A 20902-nucleotide genomic window follows, 5' to 3' on the forward strand; every position below is an offset into this window, starting at 1 on the left:
GTTCCTCCATCTCGGGCACATCGCCATAGAGCGCGTCAAACTCCGCGAAGTTGTCGAAGGCGCGGCGGCTGGCGTTGTCGATGAAGGTCTCGGACGGAGCCCCATTCGCCAGGATGATCTCATGCGCTTCGGTCTCGATGTGGTAGACGGTGTAACGCTCGCCCATCTCGGAGAGCGGCACGCGGGTGATCGTCGTGCCGTTCACAAGAGCCCCCGCGTGGCAGATGACACCATCGACCAGCATGCCATGATCGGCGGTAACGGTCAGGTCGGAATGCGGCAGGCCCTCGCCCAGGGACCCGGCGGCAAAGCGCACCGGCATCAGGCGCTCGGCGGGACCGAAGCGGGCAAAAACCGTCTGCCGGCCGATCCATTTGACAGGCACCGTCCCGCCCGATGTTGTCAGGATTCGATCTCCGATTTCCAAGGCTTCCACCGCGCGGCGACCGACAGGGGTGGAAATCTCTGTTCCCGCCAGAAAGCACAAAGCATAGGCACTGACCGAGCTTCCGACCGACGAGAGCGCGCCATTATTTGATAGCACACGGATAATACCGCCGCCTCCGGGCTGAATGATCGGATCGCCATCGGACGTAATCCCAAGAACCTTGTAGGTGCCCCCGTCCCAGAACACATCATCCCCAACGGCAACGGTTCCGTCGTTTGGGTTGGTGTCCTGTTCTAAAATGTCAGCGGTATTTCCGAAGGGGCCCAAAAGCGTCAAGGATCCCCCGACTGATCCCGATGACACAACATAGGAAAACGCAAAAGACTCAGCAGCCATCTCAAGCCCCACTCGTTACAAAAACAACTACAACACAATTCTACGCGTTAATTGGCTACCTGCCAAGCGACTATTTTACATTAACATTTATTAACGAATTGACCCCGACTATTGAGTTATTCTCTGAAATGGTGGGCGAGCGATCAATTCCTAAAGATGAATGACAATACTGTCTTCCCAAGAACTGCGGACCCGCATGAAAATGCACCCCGGACGGGAAGGGTAGACCGTCCGGGGTGCAATCCCTCCGGCCAACAACACCGGACGGGGGAGGATCGCTTGGATCAGGCGGCCAGCGCGGCGGCGGCAGCCGTGTAGTCGTAGCCGAGATCACGGGCCACGGCCTCATAGGTCACCTGGTGGTTCCAGACATTGAGCCCGTTCGCCAGATGCGGATCGCGCGACAGCGCCTCTTTCCAGCCGAGATCGGCGATGCGCAGAGCATGCGGCAGGGTCACGTTGTTCAGCGCATAGGTCGAGGTGCGCGCGACCCCGCCGGGCATGTTGGCCACGCAGTAGTGCACGATCCCGTCAACGGTATAGATCGGGTCCGCGTGCGTGGTGGCCTTCGAGGTCTCGAAGCAGCCGCCCTGGTCGATGGCCACATCCACCATCACCGCGCCGGGCTTCATGGTGGACAGCATGGCGCGGGTCACCAGCTTGGGCGCGGCAGCACCCGGCACCAGAACCGCCCCGATGACCAGATCGGCCTCGGCCACGCATTCCGCGAGGTTCGCGAGGTTCGAGAACCGGGTCTTGGCCGAGGATTCAAAATGCATCGACAGGCGTTCCAGAACGTCGGGGCTGCGATCGAGAATGGTCACATCCGCGCCCAGACCAACGGCCATCTGCGCGGCGTTGAAACCGACGACGCCGCCACCGATCACGGCCACTTTCGCAGGCACCACGCCGGGCACGCCGCCAAGCAGAACGCCGCGGCCGCCATGGGATTTTTCCAGCGCCGTCGCGCCCGCCTGGATCGACATCCGACCGGCCACCTGGCTCATCGGTTTCAGCAGCGGCAGACCGCCGCCCGCGCCGGTCACGGTTTCATAGGCGATGCAGGTCGCGCCGGACGCCACGAGGTCCTTGGTCTGCTCCGGATCGGGGGCGAGGTGGAGATAGGTGTAGAGGATCTGCCCCTCGCGCAGCATGGCGCGCTCACCGGCCTGCGGTTCCTTGACCTTCACGACCATGTCGGCCTTGGCGAAGATTTCTTCCGGGGTGTCGATGATGATAGCACCGGCAGCCACGTAATCCTCATCCATCGCGCCGATGCCGGATCCGGCATTGGTCTCGATCAGGACGCTATGGCCATGGGCCACCAGTTCGCCCGCGCTTTCCGGCGTCAGGCCAACGCGGTATTCGTGGTTCTTGATTTCCTTGGGGCACCCGACGATCATGACGACCTCCTCCATCGCGGCGTTTCCTTTGCGTCAGAATACGCGCGGGTGAGCGCAATTTTCTTGATTTCTTCCCGCATTTTGACGATATCAGCGCAGCAATCTTGCGCAAAAACATCAAACGCCGGGAAAAAATGGACAACATCGACGCCCGTATCCTGCATGCCCTTCAACGCGATTCGAGCCGCCCGGTCGCCGATCTCGCCAATGAGCTTGGGCTCTCCGCCTCTGCCTGCCATCGCCGCATCAAGTCACTGGAGGCCTCGGGCATCATTGCGGGCTACTCTGCCCGGCTCAGCCGCCGCAAGATGGGCTTCAGCCTGCTGGTGTTCGTCGAAATCACGCTCCGCAGCCAGGAACGCAGTGTGCTGGACGGGTTCGAAGCCGCGGTCCGCGCCTCGCCCGACATCCTCGAATGCCACCTGACCAGCGGCCAGGCCGACTACACCCTGCGCGTGGTCGCCCGCGACATGGACGATTACGACCGCATCCACCGCGATTGCCTGGCCGCGCTGCCCGATGTCTCCTCCATGCACACCACTTTCGCGCTGCGTCCGATCAAGTTCTGGCAGGGCTACCCGGTGCGTTGATATCTTGGGGCTTTGCCTCGGCCCCGGCCCCGGTTAGGGTCGGGCGGAACCAGTCACAGCGAAGGGGCAGAACACATGCAGGTCGTCTTTCACATGGGGGCACCGTGCACCGATGACGACAGACTGATCCGCTCGCTGTTGAAGAACCGGGCCACACTGGCCAAGCAGGGCATCGCGGTGCCGACCCCGGCGCTTTATCGCGATGTCCTGAAGGACACGCTGCGCGCGCTTGATGGCGCCCCCGCCCCGGAAGAGTTGCAGCGCAATATCCTGACTTCTGCCAAGATCCCCGAAGGCACGGAACGCATTATCTTCTCCGATCCGCGCATGGTGTCGATCAACCGGCTGGTGGTGATCGGGGCACAGATCTGGCCGATGATCGACCGGGTCTCGCGCAGCTTGCGCAACCTCTTTCCCACGGCAGAGGTGGAATTCATGCTCGGGATGCGCGATCCCGCGACGCTGATCCCGGCGCTTTTCAAGACCTCGCGTTTCCGCCAGTTCGAGGAATTCACCGAAGACATGCAGCCGCACGCCTTGGCCTGGTCCGAAATGCTGGCGCGCATGCGTGTGGCGGTGCCCGACTGCCCGGTGTCAGCCTGGTGCAACGAGGACACGCCCCTGATCTGGGGCGAGGTGATGCGCGAGCTGGCAGGCTGCGACCCGCTGGCCCCGCTCGATGGCGTGGATGACCTGATCGAGGATCTGATGGACCCTGCCGGTTTCCGCCGGATGCAGCGTTACCTGTCGGAAAACCCGCCGGAAAACGAAATGCTGCGCCGCCGGGTCGTGGCTGCTTTCCTTGACAAATACGCGCTCGACGACGCGCTGGAGGAAGAGCTCGACACGCCGGGCTGGTCCGCCGAGATGCTCGACGACATGACCTCCTCCTATGAGGAAGACATGGACGCGGTCTCGCATATTCCGGGTGTTACCCTGATCACGCCCTGAGCCCTTCTTCTTGGCCCAAATACTCCCGCCGGAGGCATCCTGCCCGCGCCACGGGCGCCGACGTCTGACGGACCGACACACCCTGCAACACGTCCGTGGCAACGCGACCCGAGGAGGGCGCCAGAGGCGCCTGACGAGGGGCGCTCCCCGGATCGACGCGCGATGCGCGGCGACATCACCGCATGCCAAGCGCTTCCTTGTACATCTCCATCACCGCCTCTTCCTCGGCGATATCATCCGGTTCGCGCTTGCGCAGCGCGATCACCTTGCGCATCACCTTGGTGTCATAGCCACGGCCCTTGGCCTCGGCCATCACCTCCTTGATCTGGTCGGCGATGTCCTTCTTTTCCATCTCCAGTCGTTCCACCCGTTCGATGAACTGGCGCAGCTCATCTGCGGTCACGCGGTAGCTGTCAGGGGGGGAGTTCGTGTCGTCCATCGGGCCTGCCTCTCATTGCCGGATCTCACCAGAGCCCCGGTCTAGCCCCCCTGCCCGCCCCCTGCAAGACTTGCGAAGCACGGCCGGCTCGGCTAGGCGACTATCAGGGACGGAACGAAGGGATCTCTGCACATGGAATGGCTTGTTTGGCTCGGCGCGGCGCTCACAGCTGTGGGGCTCATCATCATCGCCTATTGCATCGCCTCGGCCGTCCGGGTGCGCCGGGCGGACCTGCCCGATGTGGAAACCCGCGCCCGGCTGCAGCGCATCGTGTTTCTCAACATGGGGGCGCTGTTGATCTCGGCGCTTGGCCTGATGTCTGTGGTGATGGGTGTTTTCCTCGCCTGACGGCGAGAAAGGCGTCCAAGCCGATCAGTCCAGCCGCGCTGCACCAAGGATCTGGCCCGGTCCCGCCATCTGGACAATCGCAGCAATGGGCAGGGCCGAGTCGTCGACCAGCTGAAGCTCGTAAGGTTCGGCGCCAGACCAAGTGCCGACCCGCATCCATTCGGTGACGATATTGCTGTATTCCACGGTGCGGCCCGCATTCTCTCCGCGCCGGATCTCCACCATTTCACTGGGCATATAGCGCACGATCTGAACGATCATGCCGGGTTCCTCCAGCGCCATCGAGGCCACGGCGCGCAGCACGATGCCCCCCTCGACACGCGACAGGCTGACCTCCACCGGATAATCCACAACCCGGTATTGGGCGATCAGTTCCGCCACATCCATCGGCTCGTAGCCCACCACCCGTTCCACACCGCCCACGATCATCTGCGGCGTATAGACCATCCGCTGACCGGCATGGCGGGCATAGGCGTGCTGGCGGCGGGTGAACTGACCGGAGGCAAAGGTATCGGCCCATCCGATATAATCCCAGTAGTCCACATGCAGCGCCAATGCGATCACGTCCTCCCGCCCGGCCAGTTGCGTCAGCAACGCATCGGCAGGCGGACAGGCCGAGCAGCCTTGCGAGGTGAACAGCTCCACCACGACCGGGCTGTCGGCACGGGCCGCGGGGGCAGTCAGCGAAAGCAGACCTAGGGCAATGGAGGCGATGAAGCTGCGCATGATGTCCGTCAGTATTCCCTTCTGTCCCCTGATAGGTAGTGAACCCGGTCCGGGGACGCCAATCAAGCCTTTGCGAGTTCGCGTTACAGCCAACGCCGGGTTTGTTGAAGATAGCGCCGCGCCTCCAGCCCGAAGGTATCGACCAAGGTTTCCTCTTCCGGCACGATGAACCGCAGGGTCAGAACCGATACGAAAAGACCCGGCAGCAGGATCGGGCTCAGCACCCCCAGCCACAGCACATAGCCCGTCAGCATCGCCACCATGGCGAGGTAGATCGGGTTGCGCGACCAGCGATAGGGGCCTTCCACGATCAGCGCCTTGGGGGTGTGATGAGGCTCGATCGGGGTCTTCTTGCGCCAGAACCAGATGGCCGACCAGCCGATCAGCGCCAGCCCGCCCGCAATCATCAACAGGCCCACCCCCCAGAACAGCGGGCCGAACGCCACAACAAGCGGCAATTCCCGCGCCAAAAGCCACGCCGCCGCACAAAAGCCTGCAAACCAGATCGGCGGCCAGTCGGGGAATCCCTTGAACATCGCGCCCCTACCCTTTCGCGAAAATCGACAGGTCCAGCGGCAACCCGCATCCCAGCCAGATCCCGTGATCTCGATGATCGGCCAGGTCATCCCCGCTTTCGGGATGGGCGAAGACGATCAGGCCCCGTCGGTTCAGCGCCAGCCACGGCAACAGCTCGGCGAATTGCGCAGGCGTCGCCGCCAGTTGACAGGACCAGTGCGGATGCGGTCCCACGCAGGTCTCGTGCACCCGCCCCATGACCACGCCGAAACGGTCACGCGCGGCCGCGCACAGGGCACGCGCCTGCGCCACCGTGCCCTCATCGAAATAGACATGGGCGTGATAGCCTGTGATCCCGCCCGTATCCCTCATGTCAGCCCGCCGGCCAGCGAGAACCGCAGCGACAGGCAGGACAGCCCGCCATCCAGCAACGCCGCCTGCGTCATCGGCAGCTCCGCCACGGTGTAGCCCGCCTTGTCCAACCGCTCCACGGTGCGCGGGTGACCGGCGCTGACAAAGACATGATCGTTGAAGCGGATCGCATTGGCCGCCGCATGTTCAAGCGGCGCCGTCTCGATCACCCGGTAGCCGTCGAAACAGCCGGTTGCCGCAAGCTTCGGCGTGGCAAGGATGGTTTCCGCATCCAGAAGACTGCTTTCGGTCTTGAAATGCAGGATATCGGCGGGCGTTTCGACAATGCGCAGGGTATAGCCCAGATCCTCGACCAGCGGGCGCAGCGCCTCTACCCCTGCCAAATCGGTCCGCGCCGACAGGCCCACCATGACCTCCGTGTCGGAGCAGAGGATATCGCCCCCATCGACGAAGCCTGTGCCGGGCAGATCCCGCACCTCGGGGAACATCCCCTCCAACACGGGTTTCAGTGCCTGCGCCTCGCCAAGCCGGGTAGGCGCGCCGGGGCGCAGCACGATGGCGGTGCCCTTCAGACACAGGGCCGGGTCCTCGATGAAGCAGCTGTCAGGGTAATCTTCCAGCGGTTCCAGCACCGTCACCATCGCCCCCGCATGGCGCAGGGCGTCCATATAGGTAGCGTGCTCGGCATCGAAGAGGTCCGGGTCGGGCGCGCCCATGTCAAAGGCGCGCAAACCTTGAGTGCAGGACCGCGCGGGACGGCGGCACAAGGCATGGGTGAAGCGGAAGGAATGATCGGTCATGACGGTCACTGTGCCGCCATTCCCGGTCTTGTGCCAGCCGAAAAGGCAGGACCTATGCTGCGCGTTGTCCGGCCAGCTTTGCCTTGAGCCGCTCAGGCACCTGCCGCGCAGACATTACACGCGGATAGGGCAGTTCCTGCATTTCGGGCACGTCGCCATAGAGCGCCTCGAACTCCGCATAATTGTCGAAGACCCGGCGCGAGACGTTGTCGATGAACGTCTCTGTCAGCGCCCCATTGGCAAGGATGATCTCATGTTCCTCGGTCTCGATGTGGTAGACGGTGTAGCTCGCCCCCATCTCGGCCAGGGGCACCTGCGTGATGGTCGTTCCATTAACCAGCGCGCCAGCATGGCAGATCACCCCATCGACCAGCATCCCGTGATCGGCGGTCACCGTCAGGTCGGTACGGGGGATGCCATCGCCAAGCGACCCGGTAGCAAAGCGCACTGGCATCAGCCGTTCGGCGGGACCGAAGCGGGTGGAGACGGTTTGGCGACCAATCCATTTGACCGGGACGATCCCGCCTTCTGCGGTCGCAAGGTTTGTACCGATTTGCAGGTCTTCGACCATGACAGGCCCGTTGCTTGTCTCGATCAAGGTTTCGGCAGCAAAGCAGACCGGGGCCCCGGGGGTTGGGTCGTTCTGCAACGTAAAGGTCTCGGCCCCATCCGTGCCTCCAACGGACACTGTTTGCCCATCGGTGGCAATGTCAGGATAAGTGAGATCCTCGATGACTGTGCCGCTGTCGTTTCTCAGGATGATCTGATCGCCTGAATTGCTCATCGCGGCCCAGTCCGAGGATAGCCCGCTGCGAGTAATGAGCACGGTATTTGGCGGAAGTGGGCCGTAGATCGACAGAAAGTCAGACTCGGTAATGCGTTGTGAGTTGTAGACGATCCCGTACTGTCCCGCCTGCAAGGTGAACCCGGCATCGAAGCTCGTTACGCCGCCACCCGCATCGGTGATCGTCCAACCATCCAGGCTGACTGCGGTCGTGCCATCATTTCGAAGTTCGACCCATTCAAGGACAACGTCAGAATAGGGATGAGCAGAGCTGCTGTCATAGTGAATTTCAGTGATCTGAATATCGGTGTCAGCCATATTTTGAGTTCCTTTAACGGGTCAGCCCTTTATAGCTATCCGATAGCAGGGTTTCGGGCGAGCCTTTTTGGCTCGACATGACCGGCCCTTCTAGGAAATGGCCGGGGCTTGCCCCCTAGAGGTAAGGCACCGAGACGCGAAGGGTCTGCAGCCCACCGGAGCAGGCCGCAGGGCATGAAGGGGCCGGCTGATCAGGCCGCGTCGACTGCCTTCAAGCGTTCGCGGATCAGCGCAGGCACCTGCCGCGCGGACATCGCCCGAGGGTACGACAGTTCTTCCATCTCGGGCACGTCGCCGTAGAGCGCTTCGAACTCCGCATAATTGTCGAAGACCCGGCGGGAGACGTTGTCGATGAAGGTCTCCGCGGGTGCGCCATTCGCAAGGATGATTTCGTGCGCCTCGGTCTCGACGTGATAGACGGTGTAGGTCTGGCCCATCTCAGCAAGCGGCACCTGCGTGATCATCGTGCCGTTTACCAGCGCGCCAGCATGGCAGATCACCCCGTCCACCAGCATCCCGTGATCGGCAGTGACGGTCAGCTCCGTATGCGGCAGGCCCTCGCCCAGAGACCCGGCAGCAAAGCGCACCGGCATCAGCCGCTCGGCAGGGCCGAAGCGGGTAGAGACCGTCTGGCGGCCGATCCACTTGACCACAACGGCGTCTCCTTCTGATGTCAGCACAGCATCGCCTATCGTCAGCCTCTCGACAGCGACCTGCCCCTCTGCTGTGGCAATCCCGCTGCCTTCATGGAAACACACCGGAAAGGAAACCCCCGGCGACAAGGTGAAATCACTTAGGTTCGAAGGGAATCCTAACGGCGGAAAGTGATTGCCGAAAATCTGAGTATCTCCGAACTGTAACTCTGCATAAAAGTAGATATGCCCTTCGAATGTGGCTGTCCCAACGAATGTGACATCGCCCGCGCCGCTGAAACCCGTACCATAGGTTAAGGTATCACCGACTTCGAACGTGGTAGACCCCGCGCCGGTCTCTTCTTCATCAGTGATGGTGCTTGGGGCGATCAGCTGCGTCGCAAACGACCCGTCGGACAAGTATATCGCGCTTGCCACAAATGCATATTCTGCCACTGTTCGTCTTCCCCCAATAAGTTGGCGAAAGAGTTTCCTGCTCTGACGCGCACGTCAAATCAAATACTCTGATTGTTCAACTTGCTGTTCGAAAAGACACGGTCCAAACCGACCGCTTCATGCCGCCAATCTTCCCTTGATCATGTTTGGCACCTGCCGTGCACTCATGGCGCGGGGGTAAGGCAGCTCTTCCATCTCGGGCACGTCGCCATAGAGCGCTTCGAACTCGGCGAAGTTGTCGAAGACCCGACGGGACACGTTGTCGATAAACGTCTCTGTCAGCGCGCCATTCGCAAGGATGATCTCGTGCGCCTCGGTCTCGATATGGAAGACGGTGTAGCTCGCCCCCATCTCGGCCAGGGGCACCTGCGTGATGGTCGTTCCATTCACCAGCGCGCCCGCGTGGCAGATCACGCCATCTACCAGCATCCCGTGATCGGCGGTGACAGTCAGCGGCTCATAAGGCAGGCCAGCCCCAAGCGATCCCGCCGCAAAGCGCACCGGCATCAGCCGTTCCGCCGGGCCGAACCGGGTGGAGACGGTCTGGTAACCGATCCATTTGACCGGAATGGCCCGGCCTTGAGCGTTCAACACGCGGTCGCCGATCGAAAGCTCTTCAACCAGTCGGTCCCCTTCCGGGGTTGCAATCAGGGTTCCCGCGCAGAAGCACAAGGTATTGGTATTGGTGAAGGTCAGATCACCGACCGCCGTATTCTCGAGGATCAGCGTCGCGCCTCCTCCGAGGTCTATATGCAGATCACCCGAAACATCGGTGGCCGCAGCGGCAACATCCGAGATGTCGGCAAAGAAGCTGGACAGGTCGACCACGTCCTCGGCGCCGTTGAAATCCGTGATCCTGTCCGTGTCGCCCGTGCCGAAACCGGTGCTGGCAAACAGGTCTGCATCCGCGCCGCCCGTCAGGGTGTCATTGCCGTCGCCGCCATCGAGCGTGTCAGCACCCGCGCCGCCGGACAAGGAGTCATTGCCGTCATTGCCAGAGATTTCATTGGCAAGCTCGTTGCCGGTGACATCGTCGGACCCGGAACTGCCGATGTAGTTCTCAAGCCCGGTGCCGCGCGCGATGGAGAAGTTGCCAATCCGCCCGGACAGGTCCGAATAGGTCTCGTCATTCATGTTGACCCGCTGGTTCAGACTGGACCCGCTCATATCAAGCGTATCTTCGCCGCCAGTGTCGTACATCGTGTACATCACATAGTTGCCAGCATAGATTGACGTGTCGAGAGCATCCTCCCCGGTGATCTGACCGAAGAGATCGCCAAGATAGCCCGAAACGTTCGAATTGAACCCGTAGACCGTGTCGCCGGCATTGGTGGTGACGCCCGTTCCGTACAGATCCTGAATCGCGAGAATGTCTGCCATCATCAGCGTCGAAGCGAATGCAAAGTTCGAACTGATCGTCGGATTTTCGTTCTGGCTGAAATACGACATCACCGTCGCTTGCCAGCTGTCGTTCAGATACTCGTTATCGATGTTCCAGGCTGCGGAGCCATTGTAGTTGCCGGCATGCCCCAGCCCGAGAGCGTGGCCGATCTCGTGCATGTAGGTCTGGAAGGAATAACTGTCGATCGTGGTGCCATAGGTCGCCAACCAGTCGGTTGAGACATTCACCGTCGATTGAGTGATGAACCCGCCGCTATGGGTCGAGGAGTTATAGGCACCCGACGCGTTGTCATCCATGACGATTTCATGCGACGCATCCGCCACGCCCGTCGTGACCAGGTTGAAGTTCAGGCCCGACACGGCTGTCCATGCTTCGAACGCCCAGGATGCCAGCTGCTGACCCTCTGCGGTTAGTCCACCAATATGCACATCCAGCGTATCGCCCGCGGACACGTTGAACTCGCGCGGGGTGGTTTCATTGGTCAGGCTGGTCCAGTAGCCGTCGGTCAGCTGATCGGCGATCTGGTCGTTCGTGAAGGTCGTTCTGTCGCCAGCCGCGGTGACCGAGATCTGGTAGTCGCCTGCCTCGGTGTCATTCCATGATCCGGCGGAAATGTAGATCGTGCCGGTCGTGTCAGCTGTGAACCACGCATGAGACGCCACCCCCACCCCGCCATCATCATCGAAGCCCAGGTAGGTGCCGGTTGAATCGTACAGACGCATATAGGTGTCGCCAACGGCACTGCCGCCAACGCCTGTCAGATTGATGTCATAGCTTTCACCGGCAACCACGTTCAATTCGACCCAATCCCGGTCGCCCAGGGAATCCAGGGTGCCTGCAAAAGTATCCCCGACCGACATGGAATAGGTCGTCGAGATCGAGGCCACCGCGTCACCTGAATCCTCCAGCAGCGCGGCATCATCTACCGATATCGCTGCCAGATCCTCATAGTCACAGGTTTCCTTAAAGGGTTGAAATGTCGAGCATATCAGACACATGGCGCGTTTCTCCGGGAGAGATTAAATGATCGTGAAGCAAAGGTGCTTCCAGGAAAACGAAGGGTCTTGCAGGCGGGTCCGTCAATTGGCATCGGGCCAGCCCGCGCTGTTCAGAAGGGTGTCGACAAACCTGTCATAGGGCGCGGCCCCAAGCGGTGCATCGACGACGGAAAACGTGTAGTCCGGGCTGGTCCCGCCGAGATCTCCGCGCCGCCATGACAGCTGTGCGCGCAGGTCGTGCTTGCCTGCGGAAAGAAGCGTAAGCGTCATGCTGGCCGCCGCATCCGCGCCGTTTTGGTCCGGATCCTCCGACAGCCTGACATCCCATGGCGGATCCTGTTCACGCAGCTGCCGTGTCAGTTCCGCACAAAGCGCGTCGATATGAGAAGACGGAGCCCCTGAAGCTGTCTCGCAGGTAAGGGACAGCGCCTCGGCCGTAGCGGTCTGTGCCATGGCGGATGCTCCTCCAAGGGTTGCGGCGGCGGCTACCATTGTCGAACATATTGCTTTCGCAAGGGCCGCGTTCATATTCTTCAAAGAAGCCCCCCAAATCTCCGGCCCTCGTCATAAAAACGCGGACGCGCATTCGCCATATGTCGCTGACACTATGGGACAAAGGCTGTTGTGCCAACCACGAAGCGCACGCTTTTCCGACGTCGGCCCCCTGAAGCCACACCGGGCGTATCGCAGGACGCAGAAATCCGCTCCGGACCGCGATGCAGAAGCGGTTCGCGGCACAATCTGTCGCCAGCACGTCTTCCGCCTTTCTCATGTGTCCCCGGTGGCCGCGCCTGCCATGCCGCAACGCCGAAAGCCTGCGCTTCGGGCTGCAACCGGCACCCATCACGCCAGCATCGCCCGCAGATAGGGGAATTCCTCCCTCCCGGTCACCTCCCCATAAAACGTTGCGCCCGCAGCGACGCAAGCGTGGGGCAAACAGTCCGGCCCACGCGTCAGGCCACGGCTTTTCCGTCCAACCTCGACTTGATCGAAACAGGCACCTGTCGGGCAGACATCGCGCGGGGATATGGAAGCTCCTCCATCTCGGGCACGTCGCCGTAGAGCGCCTCGAATTCCGCGAAGTTGTCGAAGGCGCGGCGGGAGACATTGTCGATGAAGGTCTCTGCCGGGGCACCATTGGCGAGGATGATCTCATGCGCCTCGGTTTCGATGTGATAGACGGTGTAGGTCTCGCCCATCTCTGAGAGCGGCACCCGCGTGATCGTCGTCCCGTTCACCAAGGCGCCCGCGTGGCAGATCACACCATCGACCAGCATTCCGTGATCGGCGGTAACGGTCAGGTCAGAATGCGGCAGCCCATCCCCCAGAGACCCGGCGGCGAAACGCACGGGCATCAGGCGTTCTGCCGGGCCGAAGCGGGTCATGACTGTCTGGCGGCCCACCCATTTGACCAACGCGATGCGACCATCGGCGGTTAGGATTGGCTCTCCTGCTCGGAGCGCTTCAACGGGCGTGTCACCGGATGGGGTCGCGATCTGCGTTTCGGTTAGAAAGCAATTCACCACCGTCGCGTTGGATGTCAACGTGACCGGCGCGGGCGATGGCGGTACGTTTCCACGCCAGACCTCACCATTGTGGGGAATGAGCAAGGCACCGTCGGACGAATCCTCGAAGACCGCGTATTGCTGCCCGTTCAATTCCATCGTGAAGCCTGCGAAGGAAATTCCGGGGACTCCCAAGTAGTCACCGGTGGATGCTGTGCCAGAGTTGTCATCGTCAAAAACGGTTAAGTTTTCCGTTTCGTCTGCTCGCCCGGAAAAGGTCAGAGTCGAAGTGCCGGGGTCGAGTGTCGCGTTTGAAATGCGGATGTACTGGGTCGTCGCGTAGTCAGCCATTGAACTGTAGATCCTTCTCCTTCTCCTGCCCTAGTGGCAGTAAATCACACTGATTGACGGCGTTAATGTAATGGGCTGTTCAGATTGCCGCACCGGGATCGGTGGGAAAGATCAGGTTACTCGGCAGTCTCGCACAGCTTGCAAACGTCGGACGGGGCGCAGATTTGCAACAAACCGATTGCGCGGGTCAGGCGGCGTTTGCCGTCGAAAGCTTGTGGCGGATCCGCCCCGGTACCTGCCTGGCGCTCATCGCTCGGGGATAGGGCAGCTCCTCCATCTCCGGCACGTCGCCGTAGAGCGCCTCGAACTCTGCATAGTTGTCGAAGGCGCGGCGGCTGACGTTGTCTATGAAAGTCTCGGCGGGCGCGCCATTTGCGAGGATGATTTCGTGGTCCTCGGTTTCGATGTGGTAGACCGTGTAGGTCTCCCCCATCTCTGAGAGCGGCACCCGCGTGATCGTCGTTCCGTTCACCAAGGCGCCCGCGTGGCAGATGACGCCATCCACCAGCATGCCGTGATCCGCCGTCACGGTCAGGTCGGCGTGGGGCAGGCCCTCGCCCAGAGATCCCGCCGCGAAGCGCACGGGCATCAGCCGTTCGGCGGGCCCGAAGCGGGTGGCTACGGTCTGGCGGCCGATCCACTTGACGGGGGTCGCATCCCCCTTGGCGGTCAGGACCATATCGCCGATCTGCAAGTCTTCAACCGCGCATTCGCGCTCTGGCGTGGCAATCTGAGTGCCCTCACAAAAGCAGACGGGGAAGCTCAAAGACGACAAGGAAGATGGAGGCACAAAACTGATGGGACCGAAAGTCGACGGTTCCCCCGTCATCCCGAAGGCATAATACGAGATCGGGCTTTTTTCGAGAACGACGAATGTCACCCCGTTGATCTCCACCGTGCCCCTCATCAACAGGGTTTCGGTTGTCCCGGTGCCATAGGTATAGGTGATGCTTTCACCAACCTGAAATTCCCCGGTACCCGGCAGATCAGCATCGCCATCGCTCAAGGTGCCCGGAGCCGGCACCGCAAAGCCGGTATTGGACGGTGTCAAGTCTTGCGGGTTGTAGCTGAGACTATAGTCGAACGTGTAGACAGCCATTGTTCAATTCCTCATTTTCATATCTGTTCCTGGCGGGATGTCAGGCAGTTTTCAATATGCGCAGCTTGGCCCTGATGCGCTCTGGCACCTGCCGCGCGCTCATTGCACGGGGGTAAGGCAGCTCCTCCATCTCCGGCACGTCGCCGTAGAGCGCCTCGAACTCTGCATAGTTGTCGAAGGCGCAGCGGCTGACGTTGTCGATGAAAGTCTCAGCGGGCGCGCCATTTGCGAGGATGATTTCGTGGTCCTCGGTTTCGATGTGGTAGACCGTGTAGGTCTCACCCATCTCGCTCAGCGGCACCCGCGTGATCGTCGTTCCGTTCACCAAGGCGCCCGCATGGCAGATGACGCCGTCGACCAGCATCCCGTGATCAGCGGTGACGGTCAGGTCGGCATGCGGCAGGCCCTCGCCCAATGATCCGATAGCAAAGCGTACCGGCATCAGCCGCTCGGCGGGGCCGAACCGGGTCGACACGGTCTGGCGGCCGATCCACTTGACGGTGACGGCACGTCCCTCCCGGGTCAAAACCCGGTCCCCGATCCCCAGGGTCTCCACCGGGGCCTCACCGGTTGGCGTTGCGATCCGCGTGCCCGCGGCGAAACACATCCAGATCTCGGCATTGTCGCTGAAACTCGACGTGCTGCCAGAGGCCGGGAAGACCGAATCCGGGGTCAGGTTGTATTCCCCGATCACGAAGGGGACGTAGTAGAACCCGCCATCCGAGAAGATCGGGTAATCCGTGCCATCTGGGGTGGTGTAGTAGTAGCCGCTGAACTTGTTGGTGACGAACAGATAGTCATCAACCCCGATATCCAGATTGCCGTCTTCGCCGCGATCGACAACGTTGCCGGGGAATGGCGCGGCCAGCACCGTCTTCGACGTCCAGGTGAACGTGCCGCTGTTGATACTGCCCTCCAGCCGCAAGTAGGTCGTAGTTCCATAAAGATCCGCCATGGTCGTGCCCTCCGTCGTGTCTCCCTTGGTCCCGGCCACGCGCATTGGAGCGGGACGATTTTCATCTCAGAACCGGGGCTGGCCTTTGGGGGCGTCTCCCTTGACCGTCCCGGTGTTGTTTCTCCGGCGCCGCGACTGCCACGGCGATTGACTGCGCCTCGATCAGGCGGCCTTTCGCCCGTTCAAAAGGGCGCGAATCCGCCCGGGCACCTGTCGGGTGGACATCGCGCGGGGGTATGGCAGCTCCTCCATCTCCGGCACGTCACCGTAAAGCGCCTCGAACTCGGCGAAATTGCCGAAGGCGCGGCGGGAGACATTGTCGATGAAGGTCTCAGCGGGCGCACCATTGGCGAGGATGATCTCATGCGCCTCAGTCTCGATGTGATAAACGGTGTAGGTCTCACCCATCTCGTCCAAGGGCACGCGCGTGATCGTGGTGCCGTTCACCAAAGCGCCTGCGTGGCAGATCACGCCATCGACCAGCATCCCATGGTCAGCGGTGACGGTCAGGTCGGTATGCGGCAGCCCCTCGCCCAGAGACCCTGCCGCAAACCGCACCGGCATCAGCCGTTCCGCCGGGCCGAACCGGGTGGAAATGGTCTGACGACCGATCCATTTCACTGGCACCCTGTAGCCATCGAACGTGAAGACCAGATCGCCGATGCGCAGCGTCTCAACTGCGACCGGGCCTTCCGGTGTGACAATGGCCGTTCCGGCGAGAAAGCAGAACGGGTAGTCGGACGTATCGAGGTTCAGGGATGCGATGTCGGGGTAGTCCAGTTGCGTGAGCGACACGCCGTAGACCAGGAGTTGTCCGTTCCAAATGTTGAAGGCGGGGTACTCGACGCCCAAATGGGTGACGGTCCCGGCATATGTCGCGTTCCCCTTCGAAATTCCGCCTTCGATCATTTCAAGGATCTCGGTCGTATCGAAGATCGAATTCGCCGATGTCGTCTCGCGGAAGATCGTCTCGAAGGGCTGGGAAATCGATGCTGCCCACCATGAAACCGACCCGGCACTGCTGTAGGCCGTGATGAAGGTGGACACCGGGAAGACGAGATCAGCCATAAAATTTACCTCTTTGCAAGTCTGAACGGGTTGGCCAGAGGCTCAGCGAGCGCGGCAACCTGCATGGGAGAACCGTCAACGGCGGGACCGGAAAGGCGCCGAAGGGTCCGTCATGGGCAATGAACGGAGCACCTGTTGAAAAGAAGAGATCCGCCAAGGCACCACCTCCTGTTGCAGCTCAGTAGCGGACGCGGCCGGGTGCCTGGGCTGTCGCAGGCCGAAGCGCCTTGAGACTGGGTCCGAGGGTGATTTCAGGTGATACTGTTTGATTCGTCAATAATTTACGCGCGCCCGCGACGGCTTGGCCAGATCAAAGGTCACACCACGGCGTCGACTGCGCCTTGACGCGCGGTCGAGCTCAATAGCTCTGCAAGGATATATCCGCGACAGCAGGTCCGCTCGGGGCCCTGCGAATTGGGGGGATCAGGCGGCTTGAAAGCCCATGACCTTCCGGCGGATCCGCCCCGGCACCTGCCGGGCGCTCATGGCGCGGGGGTAAGGCAGTTCCTGCATTTCGGGCACGTCGCCATAGAGCGCCTCGAACTCCGCATAATTGTCGAACACCCGGCGGGAGACATTGTCGATGAAGGTCTCGGCAGGGACACCATTGGCGAGGATGATTTCGTGGGCCTCGGTCTCGATGTGGTAGACGGTGTAGGTCTCACCCATCTCGGAGAGCGGCACCCGCGTGATGGTCGTGCCATTCACCAACGCGCCCGCGTGGCAGATGACGCCCTCCACCAGCATCCCATGATCGGCCGTGACGGTTAGATCGGTATGGGGGATGCCATCGCCAAGGGATCCGACAGCAAAGCGCACCGGCATCAGCCGCTCGGCGGGGCCGAAGCGGGTGGACACGGTCTGGCGTCCGATCCATTTGACGAGCGTGGATCGCCCCTCTGCCGTCACGACCGTATCGCCGATCGCAAGAGACTGGACCGCAATGTCCCCGCGATCTGTTGAGATCTGGGTGTCGCTGGCAAAGCAATAGAGAAAGATCGCCGGACCTGAGGTCAAATCCACCGTTGGCCCAAGGGACGGGTTGTTGCTGTAGAGAATGCTGGTGCCGCCAGAGAACAGGATTGGGTCACCTGCATCCGTGAGCGCCACAAAGGTCAGTTCAATCGCGGGGCCAATGCCGTAGCTAAAATCAACCGTGTTGCCAAAGCTTGTGCTGCCATTGATGCCATCTGCATCATCGGACCGCTCAGTGATCGTGACAGCTCCGGGCCCGCTTGGCGGGTCGACTGTCACCGTAGGCGTTCCCGCTCCAGCTGTAACCACATATGCATAAAGAAAGGTTTGGGACGCCATCACAGTCTCTCCGGTCGAGCAAACGACCGCATAGCTTAGCTACGACCCCTGCAATTTGGATTATCTTCAGGATAATAGTTCAAAGGAAGCCGAACTGCAACGAAAGCTCATTAGGATGATCTGAACGAGCCTCGTATGGAAAGGGCGCCAGAAGGCGCCCGATCTCGTTTCGTCTGAAAGGGGCGGTTGCCGCCCTTACGATTTCGCCAGGTTGCGCAGCACGTCGTGCGGGACGCCGCCGTGTTCGATGTATTCGATCTCGATCGCGGTATCGATCCGGCTCAGGCCGCGTCGGAGGTTCCAAGCTTACGCCGGATCACGGCGGGCACCTGCCGTGCACTCATCGCGCGGGGGAAGGGCAGCTCTTCCATCTCCGGCACGTCGCCATAGAGCGTCTCGAACTCGGCGAAGTTGTCGAAGGCGCGGCGGGACACGTTGTCGATGAACGTCTCCGCCGGGGCACCGTTGGCGAGGATGATTTCATGTTCCTCGGTTTCGATGTGATAGACGGTGTAGGTCTCGCCCAACTCGGCCAGAGGCACGCGCGTGATCGTCTCGCCATTCACCAGGGCACCCGCGTGGCAGATGACCCCATCCAACAGCATCCCGTGGTCGGCGGTGACGGTTAGATCGGTATGGGGGATGCCATCGCCAAGCGCTCCGACAGCAAACCGCACCGGCATCAGGCGCTCGACGGGGCCGAAGCGGGTCGCGACGGTCTGGCGACCGATCCATTTGACCGCAACAGACTTGTCAAAATCCGTCAGCACCTGCGCGCCGATCACCAGGTCTTCGACCCGCATCGGCCCGTCCGGCCCTGCAATCAGGGTGCCCGTCGCAAAGCAGGTCATTGTTATGAGGATCGTGTCATAGTCCCGGTCGTAGTCGTCGCCCAATCCGCTGACGACAAAGTTCAGAGTTTGATTGCCTCCATTCGCGGCCAACTCTGCCGCGGTAAAGGAAAAGCTGAATGCACCATTCGCTGAATCCAGCGAGAATGTGCCCCAACCCGGCTGCCCAAATGCAACGTATTCCCCGTTACCATTGTCATGCGGACCGTCGTAATAAAGTGAGGCGTTGCTGAAAAACCCCGTGAGGGTAATTGTTTCGCCGGGAGAGACATCCACGTTGTATGCATAGTAACCATCTGTGTTCGCATCAGCGGGATCATACGAACTCGTGGAATCTGCCCCGGACATTGCGTTCAGATATATTCCTGGAAATCCGCTCATATCATTGTTCCTTAAGGTCAATTTTGCAGATCGCGGCAAGATGCCAGCACCCGTCTTCCCGTGTCAGATCCAGACGCTTGCGGCTGCCGGAATCTCCGCCTGCGCGAATCCAGCTGAGGCGTTGGACATGTCCCGGTATGCTGTTGAGGAACCACCGCGCCGCCTTGGCACCGCCGGAATTGGGAAAGGTCGAAATCATGTCCATCACCCACATGCGCGTGCCCGACCGCCATTCCCTGGGCTCCAGCGGCTTTGCGGCCAGAAACCGTGCCTCGGCCGCTTCTGACAGAAACGCCCAGGTGATCGCAGCGCGGGGGCGTTCACCGTCGCGGAAGATCACGAACTGATCGAGATCGACGGGCGGTTGAATCTGCCGCCGCGCCTGATGAAGAGGGAGGTTGGCAAAGATGGGATTGCGGAAGAAGAGATAGGTCAGCTCCCCCATTTGACGCAGGCGTTCCGCGCCAGGGTTGTCTCCGTCGATAAGGATGGACTCGGCCAAAAGTGGCTCCAATGCTCCACGCGCACGCATTCAGGTGTCATGACCAGATTGTGCCCGGCGCTAAGTCCTACGTAACCGGTTTATGTGGAATCCATGAACCCTTTACGTCCTCGGGTGGCCTTTCATGGGATTGAACCAAAAATGCAACACACGAACCCGAGGATTTTCCATTTGGAACAGACCTGATCTCGCCCAGTCTCTCGGCCGCACAGGCGGCTGAGATTTTCATGCGTTGAGCACATGGCGATGCAGCATATGTCCCGCAAGTCGTATCAGGCCGCGACGCCTTTGTTCAGAAAACCCTTGATCCTGGAAGGCACCTGCCGAGAGGACATCGCGCGGGGATAGGGCAACTCTTCCATCTCGGGCACGTCGCCATAGAGGGCCTCGAACTCTGCAAAGTTGTCGAAGGCGCGGCGGGACACGTTGTCGATGAAGGTCTCGGCAGGGGCACCGTTGGCGAGGATGATTTCGTGTTCCTCGGTCTCGATGTGATAAACGGTGTAGGTGTCGCCCATCTCGGTCAGCGGCACCCGCGTGATCGTCGTCCCGTTCACCAAGGCGCCCGCATGGCAGATGACCCCATCCACCAGCATCCCGTGGTCGGCGGTGACCGTCAGATCGGTGTGGGGCAGTCCATTGCCCAGAGACCCGGCGGCTAAGCGCACCGGCATCTGGCGCTCGGCGGGGCCGAAGCGGGTGGACACGGTCTGGCGTCCGATCCATTTGACCGGCACCGCGCGGCCGTCGGCGGCGCAGATCATGTCGCCCGGCACCAGTTCCTCCACGGCCCGTGCCCCACCAGGCGCGGCAACTGTTGTCCCGGCCAGGAAACAGGCCGGATCCAGCGTCAGGCTCTGCGAGGCCGTGTTGTTGGCGTATCCGCTGACGGCGATGCCGGTGTTGATTGCTGTCGTGGCCTCGTTCGTCAGGACGAGCACGTTATCCGGATTGGTCAGGGCCCCGTCGACGGTGAAGACATAGCCCGGCTGGCCGTTGAACACGCCGATGCCCACGTATGTCGCCGTTCCACCATTTGCGATGCCCGAGTAAGTGGCCGTGCTCGAGGTAAGCCCGTCCACCGTGACCTCGTCTCCCACAGAGATCAGCCCGTCATCGACCGACGCCGTGATGGTCACGTCGATGCCCGCCCCCGATGTGCCGGCAGTCGACCCGCCATACTGGTTGTTGAACGTCATACTTGTCGGCATGTTCTTGTCCTTGCCCCCGGAAAAATAATGCCGGAAGTAGTCCCTGCGGCCTTGGAAAAGTCAACCTGGAACGGGATCTCGGGACGTCGGAGCTTGCCGAAGGACTGCAAGCGTAGGGTGGGCAGTTTGCCTACCATCCAGCCTTC

22 protein-coding genes are annotated in these 20902 nt (G+C 61.2%); 3 read left to right on the forward strand and 19 right to left on the reverse strand.

All coding sequences use genetic code 11. From position 1 onward, the window contains the following. Nucleotides 1-634, reverse strand: a 634-nt coding sequence (locus EP237_RS09945) for a Hint domain-containing protein (protein ID WP_240661597.1), incomplete at its 3' end; no start/stop codon positions are given. A gap of 434 nt (nt 635-1068) precedes the next feature. Next, nucleotides 1069-2187 carry an alanine dehydrogenase gene (gene ald, locus EP237_RS09950; RefSeq protein ID WP_127560904.1) on the reverse strand — a complete coding sequence of 373 codons (1119 nt, stop codon included), beginning with the start codon at nt 2185-2187 and terminating at the stop codon, nt 1069-1071. 134 nt (nt 2188-2321) lie between these two features. Here ald and EP237_RS09955 point away from each other — a divergent pair, with 134 nt between their 5' ends. Further along, nucleotides 2322-2777, forward strand: a complete 456-nt coding sequence (locus EP237_RS09955; protein WP_127560678.1) for an Lrp/AsnC family transcriptional regulator — start codon at nt 2322-2324, stop codon at nt 2775-2777. A gap of 75 nt (nt 2778-2852) precedes the next feature. Then, nucleotides 2853-3728 (forward strand): hypothetical protein, encoded by an 876-nt coding sequence (locus EP237_RS09960; protein WP_127560680.1) that lies wholly within the window; start codon nt 2853-2855, stop codon nt 3726-3728. Nucleotides 3729-3903: 175 nt separating this feature from the next. Here the strand turns inward: EP237_RS09960 and EP237_RS09965 are convergent, their stop codons facing one another. Next, nucleotides 3904-4167: a DUF2312 domain-containing protein gene (locus EP237_RS09965; RefSeq protein ID WP_127560682.1), complete on the reverse strand. Its 264-nt coding sequence runs from the start codon at nt 4165-4167 to the stop codon at nt 3904-3906. A gap of 132 nt (nt 4168-4299) precedes the next feature. Here EP237_RS09965 and EP237_RS09970 point away from each other — a divergent pair, with 132 nt between their 5' ends. Further along, nucleotides 4300-4515, forward strand: coding sequence for a hypothetical protein (locus tag EP237_RS09970; protein ID WP_127560684.1), 216 nt, complete (start codon nt 4300-4302; stop codon nt 4513-4515). Nucleotides 4516-4539: 24 nt separating this feature from the next. On the opposite strand, the gene EP237_RS09975 is transcribed toward EP237_RS09970, so the two are convergent. The 16 genes from EP237_RS09975 to EP237_RS10050 form a co-directional block, all read right to left on the reverse strand. Next, entirely contained in the window at nt 4540-5241 is a 702-nt protein-coding gene (locus tag EP237_RS09975; protein WP_127560686.1) for a DUF1223 domain-containing protein, read from the reverse strand. 83 nt (nt 5242-5324) lie between these two features. Further along, a complete protein-coding gene (locus EP237_RS09980; RefSeq protein WP_127560688.1) occupies nt 5325-5777 on the reverse strand; it encodes a methyltransferase family protein in 453 nt (150 codons plus the stop codon). Nucleotides 5778-5784: 7 nt separating this feature from the next. After that, the gene (locus tag EP237_RS09985) at nt 5785-6129 is read right to left on the reverse strand and encodes a DOPA 4,5-dioxygenase family protein (RefSeq protein ID WP_127560690.1); all 345 of its coding nucleotides are present in this window, start codon (nt 6127-6129) and stop codon (nt 5785-5787) included. Beyond that, nucleotides 6126-6929, reverse strand: coding sequence for a dimethylarginine dimethylaminohydrolase family protein (locus EP237_RS09990; protein WP_127560692.1), 804 nt, complete (start codon nt 6927-6929; stop codon nt 6126-6128). Before EP237_RS09990 ends, EP237_RS09985 begins: the two co-directional genes overlap by 4 nt. Before the next feature lie 52 nt (nt 6930-6981). After that, entirely contained in the window at nt 6982-8031 is a 1050-nt protein-coding gene (locus EP237_RS09995) for a Hint domain-containing protein (RefSeq protein WP_127560694.1), read from the reverse strand. A 191-nt stretch (nt 8032-8222) separates the two neighbouring features. Further along, nucleotides 8223-9119 carry a Hint domain-containing protein gene (locus EP237_RS23770; protein WP_164744680.1) on the reverse strand — a complete coding sequence of 299 codons (897 nt, stop codon included), beginning with the start codon at nt 9117-9119 and terminating at the stop codon, nt 8223-8225. A gap of 117 nt (nt 9120-9236) precedes the next feature. Next, the gene (locus EP237_RS10005; RefSeq protein ID WP_127560698.1) at nt 9237-11519 is read right to left on the reverse strand and encodes a Hint domain-containing protein; all 2283 of its coding nucleotides are present in this window, start codon (nt 11517-11519) and stop codon (nt 9237-9239) included. A gap of 81 nt (nt 11520-11600) precedes the next feature. Further along, a complete protein-coding gene (locus tag EP237_RS10010) occupies nt 11601-11972 on the reverse strand; it encodes a hypothetical protein (protein WP_127560700.1) in 372 nt (123 codons plus the stop codon). A gap of 500 nt (nt 11973-12472) precedes the next feature. After that, on the reverse strand, nt 12473-13375 hold the full coding sequence (locus tag EP237_RS10015; protein ID WP_127560702.1) for a Hint domain-containing protein: 903 nt from the start codon (nt 13373-13375) through the stop codon (nt 12473-12475). Nucleotides 13376-13562: 187 nt separating this feature from the next. Continuing rightward, on the reverse strand, nt 13563-14474 hold the full coding sequence (locus EP237_RS10020; protein WP_127560704.1) for a Hint domain-containing protein: 912 nt from the start codon (nt 14472-14474) through the stop codon (nt 13563-13565). A 40-nt stretch (nt 14475-14514) separates the two neighbouring features. Next, the gene (locus EP237_RS10025; protein ID WP_127560706.1) at nt 14515-15474 is read right to left on the reverse strand and encodes a Hint domain-containing protein; all 960 of its coding nucleotides are present in this window, start codon (nt 15472-15474) and stop codon (nt 14515-14517) included. Nucleotides 15475-15591: 117 nt separating this feature from the next. After that, a complete protein-coding gene (locus EP237_RS10030) occupies nt 15592-16497 on the reverse strand; it encodes a Hint domain-containing protein (RefSeq protein WP_127560708.1) in 906 nt (301 codons plus the stop codon). Between the two features lie 423 nt (nt 16498-16920). Next, the gene (locus EP237_RS10035; protein WP_164744681.1) at nt 16921-17751 is read right to left on the reverse strand and encodes a Hint domain-containing protein; all 831 of its coding nucleotides are present in this window, start codon (nt 17749-17751) and stop codon (nt 16921-16923) included. A 341-nt stretch (nt 17752-18092) separates the two neighbouring features. Further along, entirely contained in the window at nt 18093-18707 is a 615-nt protein-coding gene (locus EP237_RS23125) for a Hint domain-containing protein (RefSeq protein WP_164744682.1), read from the reverse strand. A gap of 337 nt (nt 18708-19044) precedes the next feature. Continuing rightward, nucleotides 19045-19575, reverse strand: a complete 531-nt coding sequence (locus tag EP237_RS10045; RefSeq protein WP_127560714.1) for a toxin-activating lysine-acyltransferase — start codon at nt 19573-19575, stop codon at nt 19045-19047. Nucleotides 19576-19817: 242 nt separating this feature from the next. Next, the gene (locus tag EP237_RS10050; protein WP_127560716.1) at nt 19818-20756 is read right to left on the reverse strand and encodes a Hint domain-containing protein; all 939 of its coding nucleotides are present in this window, start codon (nt 20754-20756) and stop codon (nt 19818-19820) included. Nucleotides 20757-20902 lie beyond the last annotated feature (146 nt).

It is taken from the genome of Nioella ostreopsis, assembly GCF_004000255.1.
GTDB lineage: Bacteria > Pseudomonadota > Alphaproteobacteria > Rhodobacterales > Rhodobacteraceae > Nioella > Nioella ostreopsis.

Excerpts from the sequence above, each read along its gene's own strand:
- ald (WP_127560904.1), bottom strand. The coding sequence starts at position 2,187 with ATGATCGTCGGGTGCCCCAAGGAAATCAAGAACCACGAATACCGCGTT.
- EP237_RS09955 (WP_127560678.1), top strand. The coding sequence starts at position 2,322 with ATGGACAACATCGACGCCCGTATCCTGCATGCCCTTCAACGCGATTCG.
- EP237_RS09960 (WP_127560680.1), top strand. The coding sequence starts at position 2,853 with ATGCAGGTCGTCTTTCACATGGGGGCACCGTGCACCGATGACGACAGA.
- EP237_RS09965 (WP_127560682.1), bottom strand. The coding sequence starts at position 4,167 with ATGGACGACACGAACTCCCCCCCTGACAGCTACCGCGTGACCGCAGAT.
- EP237_RS09970 (WP_127560684.1), top strand. The coding sequence starts at position 4,300 with ATGGAATGGCTTGTTTGGCTCGGCGCGGCGCTCACAGCTGTGGGGCTC.
- EP237_RS09975 (WP_127560686.1), bottom strand. The coding sequence starts at position 5,241 with ATGCGCAGCTTCATCGCCTCCATTGCCCTAGGTCTGCTTTCGCTGACT.
- EP237_RS09980 (WP_127560688.1), bottom strand. The coding sequence starts at position 5,777 with ATGTTCAAGGGATTCCCCGACTGGCCGCCGATCTGGTTTGCAGGCTTT.
- EP237_RS09985 (WP_127560690.1), bottom strand. The coding sequence starts at position 6,129 with ATGAGGGATACGGGCGGGATCACAGGCTATCACGCCCATGTCTATTTC.
- EP237_RS09990 (WP_127560692.1), bottom strand. The coding sequence starts at position 6,929 with ATGACCGATCATTCCTTCCGCTTCACCCATGCCTTGTGCCGCCGTCCC.
- EP237_RS09995 (WP_127560694.1), bottom strand. The coding sequence starts at position 8,031 with ATGGCTGACACCGATATTCAGATCACTGAAATTCACTATGACAGCAGC.
- EP237_RS10005 (WP_127560698.1), bottom strand. The coding sequence starts at position 11,519 with ATGTGTCTGATATGCTCGACATTTCAACCCTTTAAGGAAACCTGTGAC.
- EP237_RS10010 (WP_127560700.1), bottom strand. The coding sequence starts at position 11,972 with ATGGCACAGACCGCTACGGCCGAGGCGCTGTCCCTTACCTGCGAGACA.
- EP237_RS10015 (WP_127560702.1), bottom strand. The coding sequence starts at position 13,375 with ATGGCTGACTACGCGACGACCCAGTACATCCGCATTTCAAACGCGACA.
- EP237_RS10020 (WP_127560704.1), bottom strand. The coding sequence starts at position 14,474 with ATGGCTGTCTACACGTTCGACTATAGTCTCAGCTACAACCCGCAAGAC.
- EP237_RS10025 (WP_127560706.1), bottom strand. The coding sequence starts at position 15,474 with ATGCGCGTGGCCGGGACCAAGGGAGACACGACGGAGGGCACGACCATG.
- EP237_RS10030 (WP_127560708.1), bottom strand. The coding sequence starts at position 16,497 with ATGGCTGATCTCGTCTTCCCGGTGTCCACCTTCATCACGGCCTACAGC.
- EP237_RS10045 (WP_127560714.1), bottom strand. The coding sequence starts at position 19,575 with ATGCGTGCGCGTGGAGCATTGGAGCCACTTTTGGCCGAGTCCATCCTT.
- EP237_RS10050 (WP_127560716.1), bottom strand. The coding sequence starts at position 20,756 with ATGCCGACAAGTATGACGTTCAACAACCAGTATGGCGGGTCGACTGCC.